Consider the following 18,579-nt stretch of genomic DNA (forward strand, 5'->3'; position numbering starts at 1 on the left):
ATGGTGAAAAAGTTCAAACTGCAGTCGGTGCTCAACTATCGTACGACTCTCGAGGAGCAGGCGCAGCAAGCCCTGGCTTTAAGTCAGCAGCAGCAACAGGAATTAATGGCTGCCATTGCCCGCCAGCAGCAGGAATTGAACGACCAGGATCAAGAACTTAAACAGCGCCAGCGAGAGGGGTTGACCATCGCCGAGATCAATATTTATGAAAGCCGCATCAACCATTGTCGGCACCGCAGTGCACAATTGCAGGCACAGTTTGCAACGCTCGAAAAAAAGATTGTCAAGCAACGTGAGGCGTTGCTTCAAGCAGCGCGTGACCGGCAGGTCATGGATAAGCTCAAGGAACGTCAGGAGGCTGAATTTCGGCGCGAGCAGGAGCGCAAAGAGCGCATTCAGCTCGATGAAATCAGCCTGCGCAGTAAGGGGACCACGCCATGAAAAAGCGACTGTGGATTATTGTCATTCTCGTCAGCATCATCATCCTGTTGCTGCAAACACCCCTCTTTGCCCTTACCGGCGATGAACAATTTGCCTCGGTGGAAGAGCGCCGCATTCTCACCGCCATCAGGGAGCGTGATGAACGCCTAAGTGTACGGGAAGAACAGCTGCACGGGCGTGAATTGCAGCTAAAGACCCTGGAAGCAGAGGTCGATAAGAAAATCGCCGCCATGCAGCGCCTGCGCACTGAACTGAGCGAACTCCTCGATCGTCGTGATGCCGAAGAAAATGCCAGAATCGGAGAATTAAGCCTGATCTATGAGCGCATGAATCCGCAGCAGGCTGCGGTTTTGATTAGTGAACTGGAAACTCAACTTGCGGTTAATCTGCTGCTTGGCATCAAGAAGAAAACCGCCGGGCAGATTATGGAACGACTCAACGCCGAAACGGCGATCAAGCTAAGTAACGCTTTTACCGACTTGTCGGTAGATGAAACTGCGGGAAATTAATCCGGCAAATAATCAATAAGGAAAGGAGGTGAAACAGCGATGATGAATGCAGCGATGATGATTGCGCCGGCTCCCCAGCCGGGCACTGTCCAATTTGGGGGAAAAGCGGCAGCAGAACAAGAGCCACTTTTTGGTCAGGCGCTGGCGCAACAGGAGCAACAGGTGGTTTATCAGACCCCGGAACAGGAGCAGACCGCGCTGTTTGGTGTGCCAGGCAAAGGGCTGTTGCTGAGCAACTTTTCCGAACTGTTGGGAAAAGACGCTGGCGAGTCCTTGGCCCAGCAAACTCAGCAGCAGGATCTGCTGGAGCAACGTGGCAAACTCCATATGGAATGGCTCGACAGTGTGGCGCTGCTACTTGAGCAAGGAGCCGTTCCGAACTCAATGGATCACGCTCAACTGCAACAACTGGTCGATCTGGTTGAAGAGGTTCTGCCCGAGTGGCCGTTTCACAATCAGGTGGTGGCAGAACAGAACAGCGGACAGGAGTTGCTGCCCGAACAGCAGGACCCGGCCTTAGAACAGAAGGTCGAAGAGCTGATCGCCTGGTTCGATCAGTATCAGGAGCAGCAGGTTCAGCATCACCCGGGCAAGGGGATTGTCGGTGACTTACCCCCCGGGCAACTGGTGGCCGCACAACAGCTCGAGCAGGTTCGTGAGCGCTTGACGCAACTGCGCGCCAGCCTGGCAGAAACCGGCAACAAGGCTGAGCCAGCTAAAGTAGAAGGCGAAGCTAAAGGCCACCAGATGGCTGCCGCTGCAGTTCGCGGTGCTGCAATGGCGGGGCACAAGGAGTCCCCCGAGTCCCCCCTCGAAGCACGCTTTAGTGAACTGCTTAAACCCCGACCACCACAGGTAGCGCCACCACAGGTAGCAGAAGCAGGTCGTCAACTGTCCCAGGTGCAGACCAATCAAGCCGCTTCGGATGATGCTGTAGAGGCTTTTTTTGCCAAGGTTGCTGAAAAGAATGGTGGGCAAATCCCCGTGGCCCAGATGGCCATGAACGCCAAACCAGGATCTGAAGTTGTGATGTCACAACACGGCCAGTTGCCAGGTCAACCAACCCCGCTGGTTAATGCTGCGCAACACATAGCCGCTCCAGCAGCGGTTGCAGCACCCTTTGCCGCCAGCGCGCAAGTTACCGATAGTCAGATCTTTGACCAGGTGGTGACTCATCTTTCCGGCAGCGCGAAAGGTGATATGGGCCGCATGGTGCTGCGCCTGCACCCGGCGGAACTGGGATCCTTGCGGATTGAGTTGATGGTTGAGGGAGACAAGGTGCGTGCCAATCTCCATGCCCAGACCCAGCAGGTTCAGGAAGTGCTTGAGCGCAATCTTGGACAACTGCGTAACTCCCTGGCTGAACAGGGGTTGAAGATCGACCATTTTCAGGTCAGCAGTGATGCCCGTCAGCATCAGCAACAGGGACCGGCCGAAGATTTGGCGCACCAGCGCCAAGCAGCAGAACAATCAGCACAACACCGGCGCGCCCATAAGGAAGAGCCGTTAGTGGAAGATCAGGCCATCCCCCTGACTCACCTGATCCAGAATGGTGGCAGAGGTATCAGCCTTCATGTTTAACCTGATAAAAAGTCGGTAGGAAGAAAGGTCAAACAACGATGACAGCAATCAGCTCAGCCATTTCAGCACAGGCGCCACCAGTGACCAATATGGGCGATCGTGATGTGTCCATGGGCAAGGAAGACTTTCTCAAGCTTCTGGTTGCCCAATTACAGCATCAGGACCCGTTAAATCCAGCGGATCCGACCGAGTTTACCTCCCAATTGGCGCAGTTTGGCCAACTCGAACAGCTGACCAATGCCAACAAAAGCCTGGAACAACTCGGGCGTATGAGTGGCGAGATGGAAAAAATGTCAGCTTTAAGCCTGATCGGTCAGGAGGTGGTCGCGGAAGGGTCGGCCTTCCATTTTAATGGCGAATCAATGCAACTTGGTTACCAGCTGGATACGCCGGCAGAGAAGGTGACCCTCTACGTGCAGAACCAAAGTGGTAGCACCCTGACCACCATTAGCGCCCGTGAAACCAGCTCCGGTCAGTACTTTGTTGACTGGGATGGTTACACCGATTCCGGCATGCCGCTGGTTCCTGGTGATTATTCCCTAATTGTTCATGCTATCGATGCCGATGAGAAGACCATCGACAGTAAGAGCCTGGTCAAGGGGCGGGTGGAGTCAGTCGATTTAGGCGGTACCAGCGTGCAACTCGACACCAGTAGCGGTACCTTTGCGCTGGGACGGATTACCAGGGCCGGAGGCAGCTGATGACCGATGCGATTAATATCTTTCCGCAACCGGTATTTCCGGGTGGTCAGCCGCCGGCTAAACGGCCTGATCGTGCGCCGGCGACCGGAACCAACTTTGATGCGTTGTTGCGCAATAAAATGGCGCCGCAGAACATCAAGTTCTCGCGTCATGCCGGCGAACGCATGCAAAGCCGGGGCATTACTTTTAACCCGCAGCAATTGCAACGACTGGAATCAGCCATCGAGCAGATCAACCTCAAGGGGGGACGCGAGTCCCTGGTGATGCTCGACGATACCGCCCTGGTGGTCAGTGTCAAAAATGACACGGTGGTGACCGTCGTGAGCAAGGATCAATTGAAAAACAACGTATTTACCAACATCGACAGCGCAGTTATTGCTTAAAACCTGCCGAACCGGTCCTCATTTGAGGAGGTTCGCAAGCCGCCGACCGACGGACGCGGCTTTCGACAAAAAAGGAGTAAGACCATGGGAGTATCGAGTTCTCTTTATAGTGGTGTCAGTGGACTCAACGCCAATGCCAACGCCATGAGCGTTATTGGTAACAACATCGCCAACGCCAATACCGTTGGTTTCAAATCGAGCCGCGCCATCTTTGGTGACCTGCTCTCCAGCCAGATCTCCGGCTCCGGTGGCGCCTCCCAGGTTGGCCGCGGGGTCGGGCTCTCGATTGTTGATAATATCTTCAGCCAGGGGACCTTTGAAAACACTGAAACCAATACCGATCTGGCGATCGAAGGTTCCGGTTTTTTCATCGTCAGTGATCCAACCACCGGTAATGCTGGTAACTTCTATACCCGTGCCGGTGCCTTCCGTTTTGATGCCGGTGGTTTTCTGGTCAATCCGGAAGGGTTCAACGTGATGGGCTACGACCTTGACGCCAACGGTAATACGGTGGGCGATTTACAACCGATCTGGGTCAACACCAACTCCTTCACCCAGTCCGGTCCGACCGGCAACGTCAATCTCAATACTAACTTGAATTCTGATGCGACGGCGATTCCAGGTGGATTTGATATTTCTGATCCTTCCGTCACGTCCAATTACGCAACATCAATCCAGGTGTTTGATAGCCTCGGCAGTACCCATCTGATGACAACCTACTTTACCAAGACGGCAGACCAAACTTGGGATTGGAATGCGGTTGTTGACGGCGGGGAACTGGAAGCTGGTGCTGTGGACTCTGACGGAAATGCGATTGTTGGTGCTGGAATCCCTGGTGAGTTTGCCATTGTTGGTAGTGGCACTCTAGGGTTTGACCCCAGTGGTAATTTGATCGTTATAGATGAACAGCCTTTATATTCAAATATTACTGAAGATCCACCGGGTTCTGGTACGTTTGTCTATCCACTTGATTCGTCTGCTTATGGTGATCCCGTTGAACCTAAGCCAAAGGCCACCATTCCTGGTGGCAATCTGCCGTGGGGTAACGGTGCGTTGCCAACTCAGGAAATTGCCATCGACATGCAGACCACCCAGTATGCCAGCCCTTCAGTGGTGGTGTCGCAGGAGCAGGATGGCTTTGGCACGGGTACGTTGGTCAAGCTGAGTATTGATGCGGAAGGCTATATCGTCGGTAATTTCTCCAACGGTGCGCCGCGGAAACTGATGCAGATGGCGCTGGCGAAATTTACCAACCCCAACGCGCTGGATAAAATCGGTAATAACATGTACTCTCAGAGCACCTCATCGGGGGTGCCGGTTGTCGGCACCGTCGGTTCCGGGGTCGGTAATATCTTTACCAACGCGCTGGAGCTGTCCAACGTTGACCTGGCCAGTGAGTTTGTCAAGATGATCACCACCCAGCGGGGATTCTCGGCCAACTCGAAAACTATTACCACGACGGACGAAATGCTGGCTGAAGTCATCAACCTGAAGCGTTAAGCGGATCGGTCAAAATTCTGACTTAGGCTGAAGGCGCCACCGGAATCTGTCCCGGAGGCGCCTTTTTCATTGTTAGTAGTGGCACATATTTACTATAACATACTGAAAATACTTGACAGAAAATAGTCTAAGTAGTTTCTTACATAGTGGCATGATACCTGCTTAAGATAATACATGATCGGTGTAATTTGTTGATATTGATAGATCGTTCGTCGTTTAATTGACCGCGTCGATCTTTTTGCAACCACGCCACTTCGAGGATACCTATGGATCTGGCAACAATTGTCGGTTTGATTGCCGCCTTCGGCCTGATGATCACCGCCATCATGCAGGGCAGTTCCCTGCTGGTTTTTGTCGATATCGCCGCCCTGACCATCGTTATCGGTGGAACCTTCGGAACGGTGCTGGTGCATTTCCCTTTCAGCGATATCCTGGGTGCTGTTAAGGTCGCCGGTAAAGCCTTCAGGTACAAAGCCCACGCACCGACTGACACCATCTCGCGGCTGATTACCTATGCCGGCAAGGCCCGTAAAGAAGGGATCCTGTCGTTACAGGCGGTGATGAATGATATTGATGACGAGTTTTTTCTTAAAGGGTTGCAAATGGCGGTTGACGGGCAGGAGCCGGAAGCCCTGAAGGAGATGCTCGAGCGTGAAATCGAATACGTGATGGAGCGTCACGACAAGGGCGCGGAGATTTTTTCCACCTTTGCCGCCTATTCCCCTGCCATGGGGATGATTGGTACTCTGATCGGCCTGGTGCAGATGTTGCAAACCATGGACGATCCCTCCACCATTGGCCCGGCCATGGCGGTTGCGTTGCTCACCACGTTTTATGGTGCAATTATTGCCAATATTATTGCCAATCCGATTGCCGGCAAGCTCAAACTCAGGTCGGCCAGCGAAGTGCTCAACAAGACCCTGGTGACTGAGGGGATGAAGGCGATTCTGGAAGGGGAGAATCCGCGCTTGATGGAGCAGCGTCTGCACGCCTTTGTTGCCCCGAAAGAGCGACGTAGTAATTTTGGTTAAAGGGTTTAATGATGGCAAAAAAACCAAAAAAACCGATGGCGGGAGCCCCCCTGTGGATGGTCACATTCAGTGATATGATGACTCTGCTGTTGACTTTTTTTGTTCTGTTGCTGTCCATGGCCACCCTTGACCAGGTGCGTTTTCAGCAGGCCGCCGAATCTCTGTCGGGAGCCTTCGGCGTCGGGGTGCTGGAAAGCAGTACCCGTACAGAAGTTGCACCACCACAAGTCATGTCTCGTGTCCCTATCGACGATGATTTTAACGCGCGGGTTTATCAGCGCCTGCGTACCCAGTTGCGTGAACTTAAACTCGATCGGCAGATTGAACTGGTCAAGGATCGTGGTGCTGTGGTACTGCGGGTCGACGCAGCCATCCTGTTTGGTGTCGGCCAGTCGAGCCTTAACCCGGATGCCGATCCGGTACTGCGCAAGGTGGCCGAGTTGGTCCGTCCGCTGCCCCTCAACCTCAAGATCGAGGGGCACACCGATGATATTGGGGATGATATGCAGAATTGGGAATTGTCTGTAGCTCGTGCCGTGTCGGTGCTGCGTTTTATGGTCAGCGATCAATTGTTGCCCTTGGCACGCATCTCGGCGACCGGTTACGGATCCCACCGACCCCTGTTTCCTAATCTCAGCGACCGTGAGCGTGCCCTGAACCGACGGGTCGAATTCGTTCTGGAAAGTCAGGGGGATCCGCAGCAGGAGTTGCCTTATCTGATTGATGCACGGGATCAAGCCCCCTTTTAAGAAGTAGATAATCCAAGGTTAAAGACTGTCAAAAAATGATCAGGGAAGGATAAACCGATGGCAAAAGAACCAGCAAAGAAAACGGAAGAGGCCGGTAAATCCAGGATCAAAATGATAATAATCATTGTGGCGAGCGTTGTTCTGCTGATCGGGGTCGGGATTGGTGCCTATCTGTTTTTTAGCAGTGATGACAAATCATTGACGCCGGAGCAGGAACAGGCGTTGTTGGAGCGCCAGGCGAAAGAAATCGGGCCGATGGTGAATATCGAGAGCTTTATCGTCAATATCCTTGATCAGGGGGAAGTGCGTTATCTCAAAGCAGCTATTACCCTCGAAGCCGATACGCCCGAAACTGCCGCCGAAATCACTCAGCGTATGCCGCAGATCAAGGATGCGATTCTGCTGCTGATCGGCAACAAAACCTTTGCTGAACTCAGTGACCTGCAAGGTCGCCTGCAGCTGCGGGCAGAATTGCTCAACCGGGTCAACAGCCTGTTGTTGGTCGGCAAGGTCAAACGCATCTATTTTACTGATTTTGTTGTTCAGTAAAGGGCAACCTTGTGGAAAAGATCCTCAGTAAAGAAGAAATTGCCGATCTGCTCTCGGCGGTTCGCCAGGGCCAGGTTGATATCGAAACCGTCGCTGAAGATGCCGTCCAGCCGGCTGCAGCGAAGTCGGTGGAGAACTGTAACCTGTTCCGCAGCAGCGGCACCGAAGGGTGGCGGTTGCGCAATTTCGATCTGATCCTTGACAGTTTTGCCCGTAATTACGCTATGTCCTTATCAACCCGTTTTCAGCGCGCCGCCCATATCAAGCTTGAAGCGCTGGAATCCATGTCCTTTGACACCCTGCTGCAACGGCTGTCCGGTCGTGGCGCTATCGGGGTGTTGCAGCTTGAGCCGCTAACCGGAGGTGGTCTGCTGATCTTTGATGAGCAGCTGGCTTTCTCGCTGATGGAGATGGTGCTGGGTGGCAACTCCCAGGGCCAGGCGCTGATCCCCGAACGCCCGTTAAGTGCCATCGAGTTGAATGTCCTGCGCGATGTGATTCTCTCTGCCTGTCCGGAGTTGAATAAAGGATTTAAACAGATCGAAGCGATTAAGGCAGAGCTGGTTGAGGTGGTCAGTAACCTGCGACTGCTTAACTTTGTCGATCCGGAAGTCGGGGTCTCGGTTTCCCAGTTCAAGGTCGCTATCGAAAATCTCGAGGGGCATATTACCCTGGTCATTCCTCATCTAACCCTCGAGCCGCTGCAGAAAAAACAGAAATTAAAAGCCGTACCTGCCAGTTCGTTGCAAAGCACCCGCTGGCAGCAGCTGGTCTGTGCAGAGCTCAATAACATGGAGGTCAAGGTCGAGGTCAGATTAGCGTCTTTATCTCTACGGGTGCGGGATATCCTCAACTTTCAGGTGGGGGATGTGATTGATCTGGGAATTAAACCGGAAACCCCGGCCAAGGTGTCGATCGAAGAACGCTCCAAGTTTTTCGGGATGGTGGGGGTTCAGGGGAATAAAAAAGCGGTACGTATTTCGGGACCTATTCCCGGTGGAGGAGAACAATGAGTACTGAACATAATCAAACACCAAAAGCCCCCGCAGTCCCCCCAATGAAAGACCGGGGAATCGATCTGCTCCTTGATATCCCCCTCGAGGTTGCCGTTGAGGTAGGCCGCTCACGGATTCTGGTCCGCGATCTGCTGCAATTGCAGGAAGGTTCTATGATCGAGCTCGACAAGCTGGCCGGCGAGCCGCTTGATCTGTACGTCAATTCACGCCTGATCGCGCGCGGTGAAGCGGTGGTGGTCAATGAAAAGTTCGGGTTGCGCCTGACCGATGTTGTCAGCCCGTCCGAGCGCATTGAGAACCTGGGGTAAGCTGATGCCTGCAGTGATGGTACTGATGGTTCTGCTGGTTCCGGTAACGGCGCTAGCTGAGACTGCCGCAAAAGAACCGAGCCTGTTTACCGCCAGTTTGAAAATGCTGGCAGCGCTGGGGGTTGTCGTCGGTTTGTTGCTGCTGTTTTATGCCGCCAGCCGCCGGGGTTTTGGTTTTTTGCCGCAGAATAAAAGCGAAATTATTCAGATTATCGAGACCCGCCCGCTAGGTGGGCGAAAATTCCTCTGTGTGGTGAAGGTGCGCGACGAAGAGATTCTCCTGGGGATGACCCACGATCGCATCGAAAATCTCGGGCGCCTGGAACCGGCCAAAAAAACTTTTAGTGACAGCCTGCATGCAGCCCAGGAGAAGCAGCCGTGACGTGGCGCGTAATCCTCATGCTGCCGGCCCTGCTGCTGCCGGTGATGGCGCAGGCTCAGGGGTTGCCGACCATTACCCTGGGGATCGGGGAAGCGACCGAGCCGGCACAGGTGTCGACCGCTTTGCAGATTCTGATCCTGCTGACGATTCTGTCGGTGGCCCCATCGATTCTGCTGATGACCACCGCCTTTACCCGTATCGTCATTGTGTTGTCCTTTGTCCGCCAGGCCATGGGTACCCAGCAGGCCCCATCCAACCAGATTGTCGTTGGTTTAGCCCTGTTTCTCACCTTTTTTATCATGGCACCGGTGTTCACCCAGATAAATGACGAGGCTTTGCAGCCCTATCTCAACGAGGAAATCAGCCAGGACGAAGCGATCCCCTTGGCTCTGGAACCGATGCGGCGCTTTATGTTCTCCCAGGTCGGGGAAAAGGACCTGCAATTGCTGGTTGATATTTCCGGTTCAGAACAACCGGAAAGTATGGAAGATATCGGCATGTTGACCTTGATCCCGGCGTTCATGCTGTCGGAACTTAAACGCGCTTTTCAGATGGGGTTTTTGCTGTTTGTCCCCTTCTTGATGATCGATATGATCGTCGCCTCGATCCTGATGGCGATGGGGATGATGATGCTGCCACCGATTATCGTATCGTTGCCGTTCAAGATCTTGCTGTTTGTGCTGGTGGACGGCTGGTCGTTAGTTATCGGCTCTTTGGTCCAGAGCTTTGGCTAGAAGGATCCATTGATGACTCCGGAATTTGTGGTTAATATCGGCCGTCAGGCGATTGAAACGACGCTCATGTGTGCGGCTCCAATGCTGATTGCGGCATTATCTATCGGTCTGGTGATTAGTATCTTTCAGGCGGCGACCCAGATCAATGAACAGACCATGACCTTTATCCCCAAGATCGTCGGGGTGTTTGTTACCCTGCTGATTTTTGCGCCCTGGATTCTGCAGAAAGCCTCAGCGTTTTTGATTTCTATTTTTAATCACCTCCCCAATATCACTCCCTGACGCGGGCACCCTATGGAGTTGCCGATCTTTACCACCACCATGGTTCAGGGGTTTCTGATCTGCCTGGCCCGCATTGCTGCCGTTTTTGCGGTCATCCCCGTGTTCAGCGGCGGTCAGATTCCGCCCCAGATGCGGATTGGGGTGGCGGTGATGTTTGCCCTGCTGACCTATCCTGTCGTACAGCATGTTCTGCCGGTCACCTCCTTGAACATTACTGATATGGCGATCATTGTCGCCGCCGAGGTTATTTTTGGTCTATTGGTCGGCTTTATCGCGCAGTTGATCTTCATGGCGGCAGAATTTGCCGGTTCAGTTATCGGTTACCAGATGGGCTTTGCCGCTGCCAATATCTTTGACCCGACCACTCAGCAGCAGGTGGCGCTGATTTCCCAGTTTCAGGGGATTTTTGCGATCCTGTTGTTCCTGTCGGTAAATGCCCATCATCTGTTTCTTGAAGCTATTGTTGCCTCTTTTGCCATGTTACCGCCAGGCGGGCTTAATCTCTCCGGTGGTGCTATTCCAATGATGATTGAGCTGTCCAATCATGCTCTGATCCTGAGTGTCCGACTGGTGGCGCCGATCATGGCAGTTCTTATTCTGGTCACCCTGACCCTTGGTTTCATGACCCGGATTTTTCCTCAACTCAATGTCTTCATGCTTTCCTTCCCACTGAACATCGGCCTGTCGTTTATCATTATGGGGCTGACCTTCGGCGTCTTTGTTGCAATTCTTCAGGGCGAGTTTGCCGCACTTTCGGAACGATTCTTGCGACTGTTCAGCTTGTTGTAGCTTCCTTGCATGATCGTGCCAAAAAACCGGCACCGATTAGACTGCCAGGCGAGGGCTGCACCAAGGTGATAGCAGTGATCGCTTCCGGGAGAGCAGTGTGGCTGAAGACTCAGGACAGGAACGGACAGAAACAGCGACGACCAAACGGCGCAACGATTTTCGTGAAAAAGGACAGGTGGCCCAGAGCAAAGAGGTGACCACCGCTGGTCTGTTCACCCTGTCGCTGCTGTTGTGGTTTTTTTACGCCCACCCCTTCTGGCAGAATCTTGAAAACCTTTATGTGGTTTCCCTCGTCAGAATCCGTGATTATGCCGTAACCCCTCCTGATGTGGTTGCACTGGCCTGGGGGCTGGGCGGCGCTCTGGGCAAATTGCTCTGGCCCATTTTCTTCGTTTCTCTGTTCGTTGGTTTTCTTTCGTCCTTCGCCCAGGTTGGCCCCCTTCTTTCAACCAAAGTCTTCAAGCCGGACATCAATAAATTCAACCCGATCAAAGGGATGGCAAAATTTGTCTCCAAACGTTCGGCAGTGGAATTAATCAAGTCATTGGCCAAGGTGTCACTGATTGCCTATGTCGCTTATCTGACCGTAGCTAATGAATTTGATACCGCCCTTTTTCTGGGGCTGTTGGACCTGAATCAGACGCTGGTATTCCTTGCCCGGGTTGCCTTTCTGGTGATGGCCAAGACCTGCGCCATCATGATCGTGCTGGCAGTTATTGACTTCTCATTTTCTAAATATGAGATGGAGCAAAAAATGAAAATGACCAAGCAGGAGGTCAAAGAAGAACATAAAGAGACCGAGGGCGACCCGCTCCTCAAATCGCGCATCCGTTCCATGCAGATGCAGCAGGCGCGGCGGCGGATGATGTCTGAAGTACCCAAGGCTGATGTCATTATCACCAACCCGACCCACCTTTCCATCGCCATCAGTTATGAGCGTGAAACCATGGATGCGCCGCAGATCATTGCCAAGGGTGCCGACCATGTTGCCTTTAAAATTCGTGAAATTGCCCGCGAACACAAAATTCCTGTCATCGAAAACAAGCCGCTGGCACGGGCTTTGTACAAGCAGGAGATAGGCGAGCAGGTTCCTGAGGAATTATTTACTGCTGTCGCCGAAGTTCTGGCCTATGTGTACCGCCTGAAAAACAAAAAGTAGCTGAAAAATATAGGGAAAAATTATAGTGATCAGGGTTGAAGCCCGGTGCCGATAAATTGACACTAGAGGGTGTCAGTATTTAAGTAACAAGGAGCAGATCATGGCAACACTAGCAACTATCGATGACTGGCGCAGGCTGATTATTCGTACCGACGTATTAATTGCCTTCGGGCTGGTGCTGATCCTGATGCTGATGATTCTGCCGGTTCCACCGATGATGCTTGACGTGTTTTTATCATTGAATATCACCATCGCTTTGTTGATTCTCATCACTGCCCTGTATACCTCTCGCGCCCTGGATTTTGCCATTTTTCCCAGCGTGTTGCTGGTTACCACCTTGTTTCGCCTCTCTCTCAACGTGGCTTCCACCCGTTTGATTCTGTTGCGCGGTGACGAAGGTCCCGGCGCTGCCGGGAGCGTTATCCAGTCGTTCGGCCAGTTCGTGGTCGGCGGTAACTATGTCGTTGGTATCGTTATTTTTGCCATCCTGGTCATCATCAACTTTATGGTTATCACCAAAGGTGCGGGGCGGGTGGCTGAAGTCGCGGCGCGTTTTACCCTCGATGCCATGCCGGGCAAGCAGATGGCGATCGATGCTGATTTGAATGCCGGTCTGATCAACGATGACGAGGCGCGGGCGCGGCGCAAGGAGATCGCTTCAGAATCCGATTTTTACGGTGCGATGGACGGTGCCAGCAAGTTTGTTAAAGGGGATGCTATCGCCGGTATCATCATCACCCTGATCAACATTGGCGCCGGTATTGTCATCGGGGTCATGCAAAAAGGGATGCCGGTTGCCGAAGCTGCAGCTAACTACACCATCCTCACTGTCGGTGACGGTCTGGTCGGGCAGATCCCCGCCCTGATCATCGCTACCGGTGCTGGTATCATGGTGACGCGCACCGCCGGCGATGAGGATTTTGGTACCGAGATGAAGCGTCAATTCAGCGTTCATCCCCGTTCCTTGTGGGTGGTATCAGCGATTCTGTTGATTTTTGCCCTGATTCCCGGTCTGCCAAAGATTCCCTTCTTTTTACTGTCGATTCTGACCGGAGTGGTCGCCTGGAAGGTGTCTAAGACCCATACGGAAAAACTGCACCAGCAACAAATCGACGATGCGCCACCGCCAAAACAGATCGAAGAAGAAAATTACGAGCAGATGCTTTCCGTTGATCTGCTTGAGATGGAGGTTGGTTACGGTCTGATTCCCCTGGTCGATACCGCCCAGAATGGTGAGCTGCTGCCACGGATCAAATCAATTCGCCGTCAGTTTACCCTCGATATGGGTTTCATTGTTCCACCGGTACATATCAAGGATAACCTCCAGCTCAAACCCAATGAATATGCCATTATTCTCAAAGGGGTCAAAATTGGTGGGGGAGAGCTGCTGCCCGGCCATTATCTGGCGATGAATCCCGGCACCGCCACCGAGGTGATGAAGGGGATTGAAACCATCGAACCGGCCTTCAAGCTGCCGGCGATCTGGATCTCGGAAGATAAAAAAGAACGGGCGCAGATCTCCGGCTATACCGTGGTGGACAACACAACGGTGGTTGCGACCCATTTAAGTGAGCTGATCAAGACCCACAGTTATGAGTTGCTTGGCCGCCAGGAAACCCAGAACCTGATTGATAACCTTGCCCAGCAATATCCCAAGCTGGTGGAGGAACTGGTGCCGGGCCTGCTCAGTCTCGGAGTGATCATGCGGGTACTGCAGAATCTGCTGCGTGAAGGCGTGTCTGTGCGCGATTTGCGAACTATTTTGGAAACTCTGGCGGATTGGGCACCAGTTGTGCAAGATCCAGATCAACTGACCGAACATGTGCGGGCGACCATGGCCCGATCGATCAGCAGCAGCTACAGTCAAAATGATGAGGTATTAGAAGTGATGACCTTCGATCGCAACGTTGAAACCCGCATTCAGGACGCCCTGCACAGCACCGAACAGGGCTCCTACCTGGCGTTGGAGCCAGGATTCGCCCAGGCTCTGATTAACAGCTTGAGCCAGGTCTTACAGAATGCTGCCGGTGGCAATCCGGTACTCTTGTGTACGCCAACAATTCGACTCCATGTCAAAAGGTTGACTGAGCGTTATCTGCCCGGTCTGGCAATTATTTCCCACAATGAGATCGCACCCCACCTCAAGGTGCGGTCGGTAGGAACGGTGACCGTCAATGCTGGTTAAAAAATTTGAAGCAGAAACCATGGCTGCGGCCCTCAAGCAGGTCAAAGACACCCTTGGCCCGGAGGCGCTGATCCTCTCAACCCGCACCCTGAGGAAAAAAGGGCTCGGGGTTCTCGGTCGGCAGACCATCGAAGTGACCGCGGCGGTTGAATCCCCCTCAATGCGCCGCTCCTCGCTGCCGGCCCGTAACGCTTATAGCGATCAGCGCGCTGCGGCGCTGACTCATCCGGTGACGGCGGCCAATCGCGTTGAAACCTTGGAAGATGAGATCGTCAGCCTGTCGGGACGCAACCCCGCGGCGCCTCAACCAGCGGCACCCGCTGCAGCTGGTGCTCCGGCTGTTGATCCGCGTCTTGATGAGGAGCTGCGCCGGCTGCGCGCTCAGAGCGAGGCGCAGAGCATCAGCCAGCTTAAGGCTGAAATTGAGCAACTCAAAGCGTTGATGAACCAGCTGGCCCAGGCGCAAGCACAGGCCCAGAAGCAACAGCCGGCGGCTGTGCCGGAGTCGGTTGAGCTGCGTAAACCGTCTATCCGTACCGCACCAATGCCGCTCAGGACCGTGGTAGCGAGCGACCACCCCGATCCCTTGGTGGCGATGTTGCAGGAGCGTGGCATCGATGCCGAATCGGCAACGACCATCGCCGCTTACGCCGCTACGCGCATGACCTCACAGCAGCGTCTTGATATCCACCAGCAGCGCGAATTTTTATGTACCACCCTGGCCGGTCTGGTGCAGTCCAAAGGGACCTTGTGGCGCCCCGGGCAACCACAAAAAAAACTTTCTCTCATCGGTGCCACCGGTGTCGGCAAAACTACCACCATCGCCAAACTCGCCGCCCAGGCCATCACCGAGACCGGTGCCCGCGTCGCCCTGGTGACCATTGATACCTATCGAATTGCCGCGGTTGAACAACTCAAGGTGTATGGCGAGATTATGGGAATTCCCGTCGATGTGGTTTTTTCTCCCGAGCAACTGCAGGAAACCTTCCGCCGTCACCGTGACAAGGATCTGATTCTTATTGATACCGCTGGGCGCAGCCCCAAAGACGTAGCGCGTATCGATGAACTGAACAGTTTTCTCGGCGCCCACAGTGGCGTCGAAAATTGCCTGGTGCTCGCTGCGCCGACTGCCGACAGCCTGCAGCATAAGAGCTTTGAAGCCTTCAGCAAATTACCGATCAGCCGGCTGATGTTCACCAAACTGGACGAAGCTGATCAGTGTGGCAGCCTGATCAATCTCCCCTTGAAGACCAATCTGCCGATCGGCTGCCTGACCAATGGACAGAAAGTGCCGGAAGATCTGCTACCGGCTGATCCGCAACTGGTAGCCGACCTGGTCATGGGTTCTTATGATGATGCCCGGAGGATAGCCGTATGATGAGCAGTACCCCTGATCAGGCCGGAACCCTGCGGCAGATGAGCAGTCACCAGAGCAAGGCCTCCAGCGAATTACAGATGCCCGCGACCCGGGTCATTTCCATCACCAGCGGCAAGGGTGGCGTCGGCAAGACCGCAGTTGTTTCCAATGTGGCAGTGAGCCTGGCGCGCCTGGGCAAAAAAGTCCTGATCATTGATGCCGACCTGGGCTTGGCCAATGTGGATGTGGTCCTGGGGATCTCCCCGCCCTACAATCTCAATCATTTTTTCAGCGGTGAGCGAAGCCTGGCTGACATCATGGTCGAAGGGCCTCACGGCCTGAAGATTCTGCCTGCCGGCTCCGGCGTTCAACAGTTTACCCGGCTTGACGGGCAATTGAAGATGCGCCTGATCGATGCCCTGGATGCGCTTGACGAACACTTTGATGTGGTGCTGATCGACACGGAGGCCGGGATTTCTGACAACGTCACCTACTTCAATGTCGCGGCGCAGGATATCCTGGTCGTTACCACCCCTGAGCCGACAGCCATTACCGATGCTTATGCGCTGATGAAGTTGCTGTCGACCCACTATCACCAGAAGCGGTTTTTGCTCGCGGTCAACTCGGTGCGCAGTGCCGACGAGGGACTCGACGTCTTCGAAAAGCTGACCATGGTATCGGGGCGCTATCTTGATATTTTTATCGACTATTTAGGCGCCATCCCCTTCGACCGTAAAATGCATGACTCGGTTCGTCAGCAGCGGGTGATGATTGAGTTGTATCCTGACAGCAAAGTGGCCAAATCTTTTGTGGAACTGGCAGCAACCCTGATGGAAATACCACAGAACAATCAGGCCCAGGGAACCCTGCAGTTTTTCTGGAAACAGTTTCTTGGTGTTGGTGCGGAGGCAAGCTGATGACCTACAGTCAGAGCGGATACGGTCCACCGGGACCGGCAGAACGTGAAAAAATGATCGAGGCTCATCTTGTCCTGGTCGACTTTCTGGTCGATCGGATGATGACCCAGGTCCCTTCTTTCGTTAACCGTGATGATATCCGCAGTGCCGCATTGATGGGCTTGATGGATGCCGCTAATCGCTTTGATCCGCGCCGCGGAGTACTGTTCAAGACCTTTGCCGAGCGCCGGATCCGGGGTTCGGTGTTTGATGAAGTGCGTCGTATGGACTGGTTCTCGCGCACCCTGCGGGAAAAACAGACCCGGTTGAATCGGGCAGTGGAAACATTGGGGCAACGTCTTGGTCGCCTGCCGCAGGATGAAGAAGTGGCTGTTGCCATGGAGATGTCGCTGGATGATTTTCGTGAACTGCAGTTTCAGGTCAGTCAATTGGGTTATGTCAGCCTCGATGACCAGATTGATCAGGGCGAGAGTAACGGTAAATCGTTCATCGACAACCTCGAAGACACCTTTCAGGTCAATGTCCAGCAGCGGCTGGAGGCCGACGAGTTAACCCGTGAACTGGCAGGTTATCTGGACGAATTGTCAGAAAAAGAACGGTTGGTGATTGCTCTGCTCTATTACGAAGAGCTGTCGCAAAAAGAGATTGCCGATGTGCTGGAGTTGACCGAGGGGCGTATTTCCCAATTGCACAGTCAGGGGCTGGCAAAACTGAAAGTCAAGATGAAGCGCAGTATCAATGCGCTGGGAACAGGTCGTTAGGATGACAGCAGCGGCAATGATAAGCGCAGCGGCATTGGTTGGCGCCGTCATCGCACTACTGATGACGTTATGGCAACGCCGGACCTTAAGGGTTCTGCGGCAACAGCTACAAGACATGGAAGCAACCGTGTCGGAAATAGCTGAAGTGCTGAAAGATCGGCCTTTGGCGTCGGCAACCAGTGGATTTTCAGCTCATTTGAGCGATGCAGAGAAAAATCAGCACCAAAACCGGCAAGAGCTAAAAGAAAAACTTCAGGAAAATAACGCAGCTAAATCACAGGGCCAGGCGGATAAGTACCGATACGCCGTGGCCCTGGCCGCCCAGGGTCAAAACGTTGACAGTATTGCTCAGGCGCTGAACATGGCTCCCGCCGAGGTGGAACAGGTGATGCAGCTGTCACGGGTAAAGCGTCCAATCTGAACGGCGGGTCCGGTGGTTCACCGATACAGAGATAAAGTTTCGGCCAGTAACGGTCGACAAGGTTCATGCCTGATAATAGATGGAGAAGTCTTATGGCAGACGGAAAATATGCAGCAATCTCGGGAGCCGTCGCACGGATGCACAAGCTTGATAATATCAGTGAGCATCTGGCCTCCGCCCGCACCCCCGGCTACAAAAAAGGCACCGTCACTTTTGCCGCTCGGCTGGGCGAGGCGACCTCCGGGATGGCCAGCAATGCCACCAACTTTACCGGGCTGACCGGTCATCAAATCGATTTTTCCCCTGGTCACCTTGAGCACAGCGATAAGGCCCTTGATGTCGCCATTAACGGCGAAGGTTTTTTTCAGATCCAACAGCCTGATGGTGAATTGGCTTATACCCGCAAGGGGAGCTTCCAACTTAACGCTGAGGGGGTCCTGGTTGACAGCAATGGCTATGCGGTAACCGGCCCCAACGGCGAAGAAATTATTCTTGAGCGCCCGGATGTCGATATCCTTGGTGACGGTTCGATCTGGATCGAAGATCAGCAGGTTGCCCGGATCGGCCTGTTTCTGTTCGAAGACACCGGGCTGTTGCAACGTGCCGGTAAGGATCTGTTTGTCCCGGTCGAGGATGCTGCCCCGGAGATTCATCCGCAACCCCAGATGGTGCAGAACAGCCTCGAAGGTTCGAATGTTAATCTGATGGAAGAAATGGTGCTCATGACCGCGAACCTGCGTGCTTTTGAAGCCACCCAGAAAGCCCTTAAAATCTACAGTGATATGAATGCCAAAGCGACCGAGATGGGACTGCTACAGTAAAAA

General features: G+C 53.7%; 22 protein-coding genes. All 22 read left to right on the forward strand.

All coding sequences use genetic code 11. The features are described 5' to 3' along the window. The 22 genes from fliJ to ICT70_RS07175 all read left to right on the forward strand — a co-directional run bounded on the left by fliJ (position 1) and on the right by ICT70_RS07175 (position 18,576). Complete coding sequence (gene fliJ / locus ICT70_RS07070; RefSeq protein WP_191154915.1) at positions 1-441, forward strand: flagellar export protein FliJ; 441 nt, start codon at positions 1-3, stop codon at positions 439-441. After that, entirely contained in the window at positions 438-950 is a 513-nt protein-coding gene (locus tag ICT70_RS07075; protein ID WP_191154917.1) for a MotE family protein, read from the forward strand. The genes fliJ and ICT70_RS07075 overlap by 4 nt, the downstream gene beginning before the upstream one ends. Positions 951-989: 39 nt before the next feature. Next, on the forward strand, positions 990-2,531 hold the full coding sequence (locus ICT70_RS07080; RefSeq protein ID WP_191154919.1) for a flagellar hook-length control protein FliK: 1,542 nt from the start codon (positions 990-992) through the stop codon (positions 2,529-2,531). A 38-nt stretch (positions 2,532-2,569) separates the two neighbouring features. Next, on the forward strand, positions 2,570-3,232 hold the full coding sequence (locus ICT70_RS07085; RefSeq protein WP_191154921.1) for a flagellar hook assembly protein FlgD: 663 nt from the start codon (positions 2,570-2,572) through the stop codon (positions 3,230-3,232). After that, on the forward strand, positions 3,232-3,615 hold the full coding sequence (locus ICT70_RS07090) for a TIGR02530 family flagellar biosynthesis protein (RefSeq protein ID WP_191154923.1): 384 nt from the start codon (positions 3,232-3,234) through the stop codon (positions 3,613-3,615). The genes ICT70_RS07085 and ICT70_RS07090 overlap by 1 nt, the downstream gene beginning before the upstream one ends. Positions 3,616-3,699: 84 nt before the next feature. Continuing rightward, entirely contained in the window at positions 3,700-5,115 is a 1,416-nt protein-coding gene (locus tag ICT70_RS07095) for a flagellar hook protein FlgE (protein ID WP_191154925.1), read from the forward strand. 266 nt (positions 5,116-5,381) lie between these two features. Continuing rightward, the gene (locus ICT70_RS07100; protein ID WP_191154927.1) at positions 5,382-6,146 is read left to right on the forward strand and encodes a motility protein A; all 765 of its coding nucleotides are present in this window, start codon (positions 5,382-5,384) and stop codon (positions 6,144-6,146) included. 11 nt (positions 6,147-6,157) lie between these two features. Next, positions 6,158-6,895, forward strand: a complete 738-nt coding sequence (locus ICT70_RS07105; RefSeq protein WP_191154929.1) for a flagellar motor protein MotB — start codon at positions 6,158-6,160, stop codon at positions 6,893-6,895. A gap of 57 nt (positions 6,896-6,952) precedes the next feature. Next, a complete protein-coding gene (locus ICT70_RS07110; RefSeq protein WP_191154931.1) occupies positions 6,953-7,444 on the forward strand; it encodes a flagellar basal body-associated FliL family protein in 492 nt (163 codons plus the stop codon). Positions 7,445-7,455: 11 nt separating this feature from the next. Next, entirely contained in the window at positions 7,456-8,457 is a 1,002-nt protein-coding gene (locus ICT70_RS07115; protein ID WP_191154933.1) for a FliM/FliN family flagellar motor switch protein, read from the forward strand. Further along, a complete protein-coding gene (gene fliN, locus ICT70_RS07120; RefSeq protein WP_191154935.1) occupies positions 8,454-8,768 on the forward strand; it encodes a flagellar motor switch protein FliN in 315 nt (104 codons plus the stop codon). The genes ICT70_RS07115 and fliN overlap by 4 nt, the downstream gene beginning before the upstream one ends. A 4-nt stretch (positions 8,769-8,772) precedes the next feature. Next, positions 8,773-9,150, forward strand: a complete 378-nt coding sequence (locus tag ICT70_RS07125; protein WP_191154938.1) for a flagellar biosynthetic protein FliO — start codon at positions 8,773-8,775, stop codon at positions 9,148-9,150. Continuing rightward, complete coding sequence (fliP, locus tag ICT70_RS07130) at positions 9,147-9,884, forward strand: flagellar type III secretion system pore protein FliP (RefSeq protein ID WP_337906776.1); 738 nt, start codon at positions 9,147-9,149, stop codon at positions 9,882-9,884. The genes ICT70_RS07125 and fliP overlap by 4 nt, the downstream gene beginning before the upstream one ends. Positions 9,885-9,896: 12 nt before the next feature. Further along, the gene (fliQ, locus tag ICT70_RS07135) at positions 9,897-10,166 is read left to right on the forward strand and encodes a flagellar biosynthesis protein FliQ (protein ID WP_191154940.1); all 270 of its coding nucleotides are present in this window, start codon (positions 9,897-9,899) and stop codon (positions 10,164-10,166) included. A gap of 12 nt (positions 10,167-10,178) precedes the next feature. Then, complete coding sequence (gene fliR, locus ICT70_RS07140) at positions 10,179-10,955, forward strand: flagellar biosynthetic protein FliR (protein ID WP_191154942.1); 777 nt, start codon at positions 10,179-10,181, stop codon at positions 10,953-10,955. Between the two features lie 97 nt (positions 10,956-11,052). Continuing rightward, positions 11,053-12,114 (forward strand): flagellar biosynthesis protein FlhB, encoded by a 1,062-nt coding sequence (flhB, locus tag ICT70_RS07145; protein ID WP_191154944.1) that lies wholly within the window; start codon positions 11,053-11,055, stop codon positions 12,112-12,114. A 100-nt stretch (positions 12,115-12,214) separates the two neighbouring features. Next, positions 12,215-14,299, forward strand: a complete 2,085-nt coding sequence (gene flhA, locus ICT70_RS07150) for a flagellar biosynthesis protein FlhA (protein ID WP_191154946.1) — start codon at positions 12,215-12,217, stop codon at positions 14,297-14,299. After that, positions 14,289-15,677: a flagellar biosynthesis GTPase FlhF gene (gene flhF / locus ICT70_RS07155; RefSeq protein WP_191154948.1), complete on the forward strand. Its 1,389-nt coding sequence runs from the start codon at positions 14,289-14,291 to the stop codon at positions 15,675-15,677. The genes flhA and flhF overlap by 11 nt, the downstream gene beginning before the upstream one ends. Beyond that, entirely contained in the window at positions 15,674-16,573 is a 900-nt protein-coding gene (locus tag ICT70_RS07160; protein ID WP_191154950.1) for a MinD/ParA family protein, read from the forward strand. Before flhF ends, ICT70_RS07160 begins: the two co-directional genes overlap by 4 nt. Beyond that, a complete protein-coding gene (locus ICT70_RS07165) occupies positions 16,573-17,334 on the forward strand; it encodes a FliA/WhiG family RNA polymerase sigma factor (protein ID WP_191154952.1) in 762 nt (253 codons plus the stop codon). Before ICT70_RS07160 ends, ICT70_RS07165 begins: the two co-directional genes overlap by 1 nt. Position 17,335: 1 nt before the next feature. Further along, positions 17,336-17,755 carry a hypothetical protein gene (locus ICT70_RS07170; protein ID WP_191154954.1) on the forward strand — a complete coding sequence of 140 codons (420 nt, stop codon included), beginning with the start codon at positions 17,336-17,338 and terminating at the stop codon, positions 17,753-17,755. Positions 17,756-17,847: 92 nt separating this feature from the next. Then, a complete protein-coding gene (locus ICT70_RS07175; protein WP_191154956.1) occupies positions 17,848-18,576 on the forward strand; it encodes a flagellar hook-basal body protein in 729 nt (242 codons plus the stop codon). The last annotated feature ends 3 nt before the right edge of the window (positions 18,577-18,579 follow it).

The organism is Pelovirga terrestris (assembly GCF_014773365.1).
Lineage (GTDB): Bacteria > Desulfobacterota > Desulfuromonadia > Desulfuromonadales > Geopsychrobacteraceae > Pelovirga > Pelovirga terrestris.

Coding starts and splice junctions, on each gene's coding strand:
- fliJ (WP_191154915.1), top strand. CDS start 1: ATGGTGAAAAAGTTCAAACTGCAGTCGGTGCTCAACTATCGTACGACT.
- ICT70_RS07075 (WP_191154917.1), top strand. CDS start 438: ATGAAAAAGCGACTGTGGATTATTGTCATTCTCGTCAGCATCATCATC.
- ICT70_RS07080 (WP_191154919.1), top strand. CDS start 990: ATGATGAATGCAGCGATGATGATTGCGCCGGCTCCCCAGCCGGGCACT.
- ICT70_RS07085 (WP_191154921.1), top strand. CDS start 2,570: ATGACAGCAATCAGCTCAGCCATTTCAGCACAGGCGCCACCAGTGACC.
- ICT70_RS07090 (WP_191154923.1), top strand. CDS start 3,232: ATGACCGATGCGATTAATATCTTTCCGCAACCGGTATTTCCGGGTGGT.
- ICT70_RS07095 (WP_191154925.1), top strand. CDS start 3,700: ATGGGAGTATCGAGTTCTCTTTATAGTGGTGTCAGTGGACTCAACGCC.
- ICT70_RS07100 (WP_191154927.1), top strand. CDS start 5,382: ATGGATCTGGCAACAATTGTCGGTTTGATTGCCGCCTTCGGCCTGATG.
- ICT70_RS07105 (WP_191154929.1), top strand. CDS start 6,158: ATGGCAAAAAAACCAAAAAAACCGATGGCGGGAGCCCCCCTGTGGATG.
- ICT70_RS07110 (WP_191154931.1), top strand. CDS start 6,953: ATGGCAAAAGAACCAGCAAAGAAAACGGAAGAGGCCGGTAAATCCAGG.
- fliN (WP_191154935.1), top strand. CDS start 8,454: ATGAGTACTGAACATAATCAAACACCAAAAGCCCCCGCAGTCCCCCCA.
- ICT70_RS07125 (WP_191154938.1), top strand. CDS start 8,773: ATGCCTGCAGTGATGGTACTGATGGTTCTGCTGGTTCCGGTAACGGCG.
- fliQ (WP_191154940.1), top strand. CDS start 9,897: ATGACTCCGGAATTTGTGGTTAATATCGGCCGTCAGGCGATTGAAACG.
- fliR (WP_191154942.1), top strand. CDS start 10,179: ATGGAGTTGCCGATCTTTACCACCACCATGGTTCAGGGGTTTCTGATC.
- flhA (WP_191154946.1), top strand. CDS start 12,215: ATGGCAACACTAGCAACTATCGATGACTGGCGCAGGCTGATTATTCGT.
- flhF (WP_191154948.1), top strand. CDS start 14,289: ATGCTGGTTAAAAAATTTGAAGCAGAAACCATGGCTGCGGCCCTCAAG.
- ICT70_RS07160 (WP_191154950.1), top strand. CDS start 15,674: ATGATGAGCAGTACCCCTGATCAGGCCGGAACCCTGCGGCAGATGAGC.
- ICT70_RS07165 (WP_191154952.1), top strand. CDS start 16,573: ATGACCTACAGTCAGAGCGGATACGGTCCACCGGGACCGGCAGAACGT.
- ICT70_RS07170 (WP_191154954.1), top strand. CDS start 17,336: ATGACAGCAGCGGCAATGATAAGCGCAGCGGCATTGGTTGGCGCCGTC.
- ICT70_RS07175 (WP_191154956.1), top strand. CDS start 17,848: ATGGCAGACGGAAAATATGCAGCAATCTCGGGAGCCGTCGCACGGATG.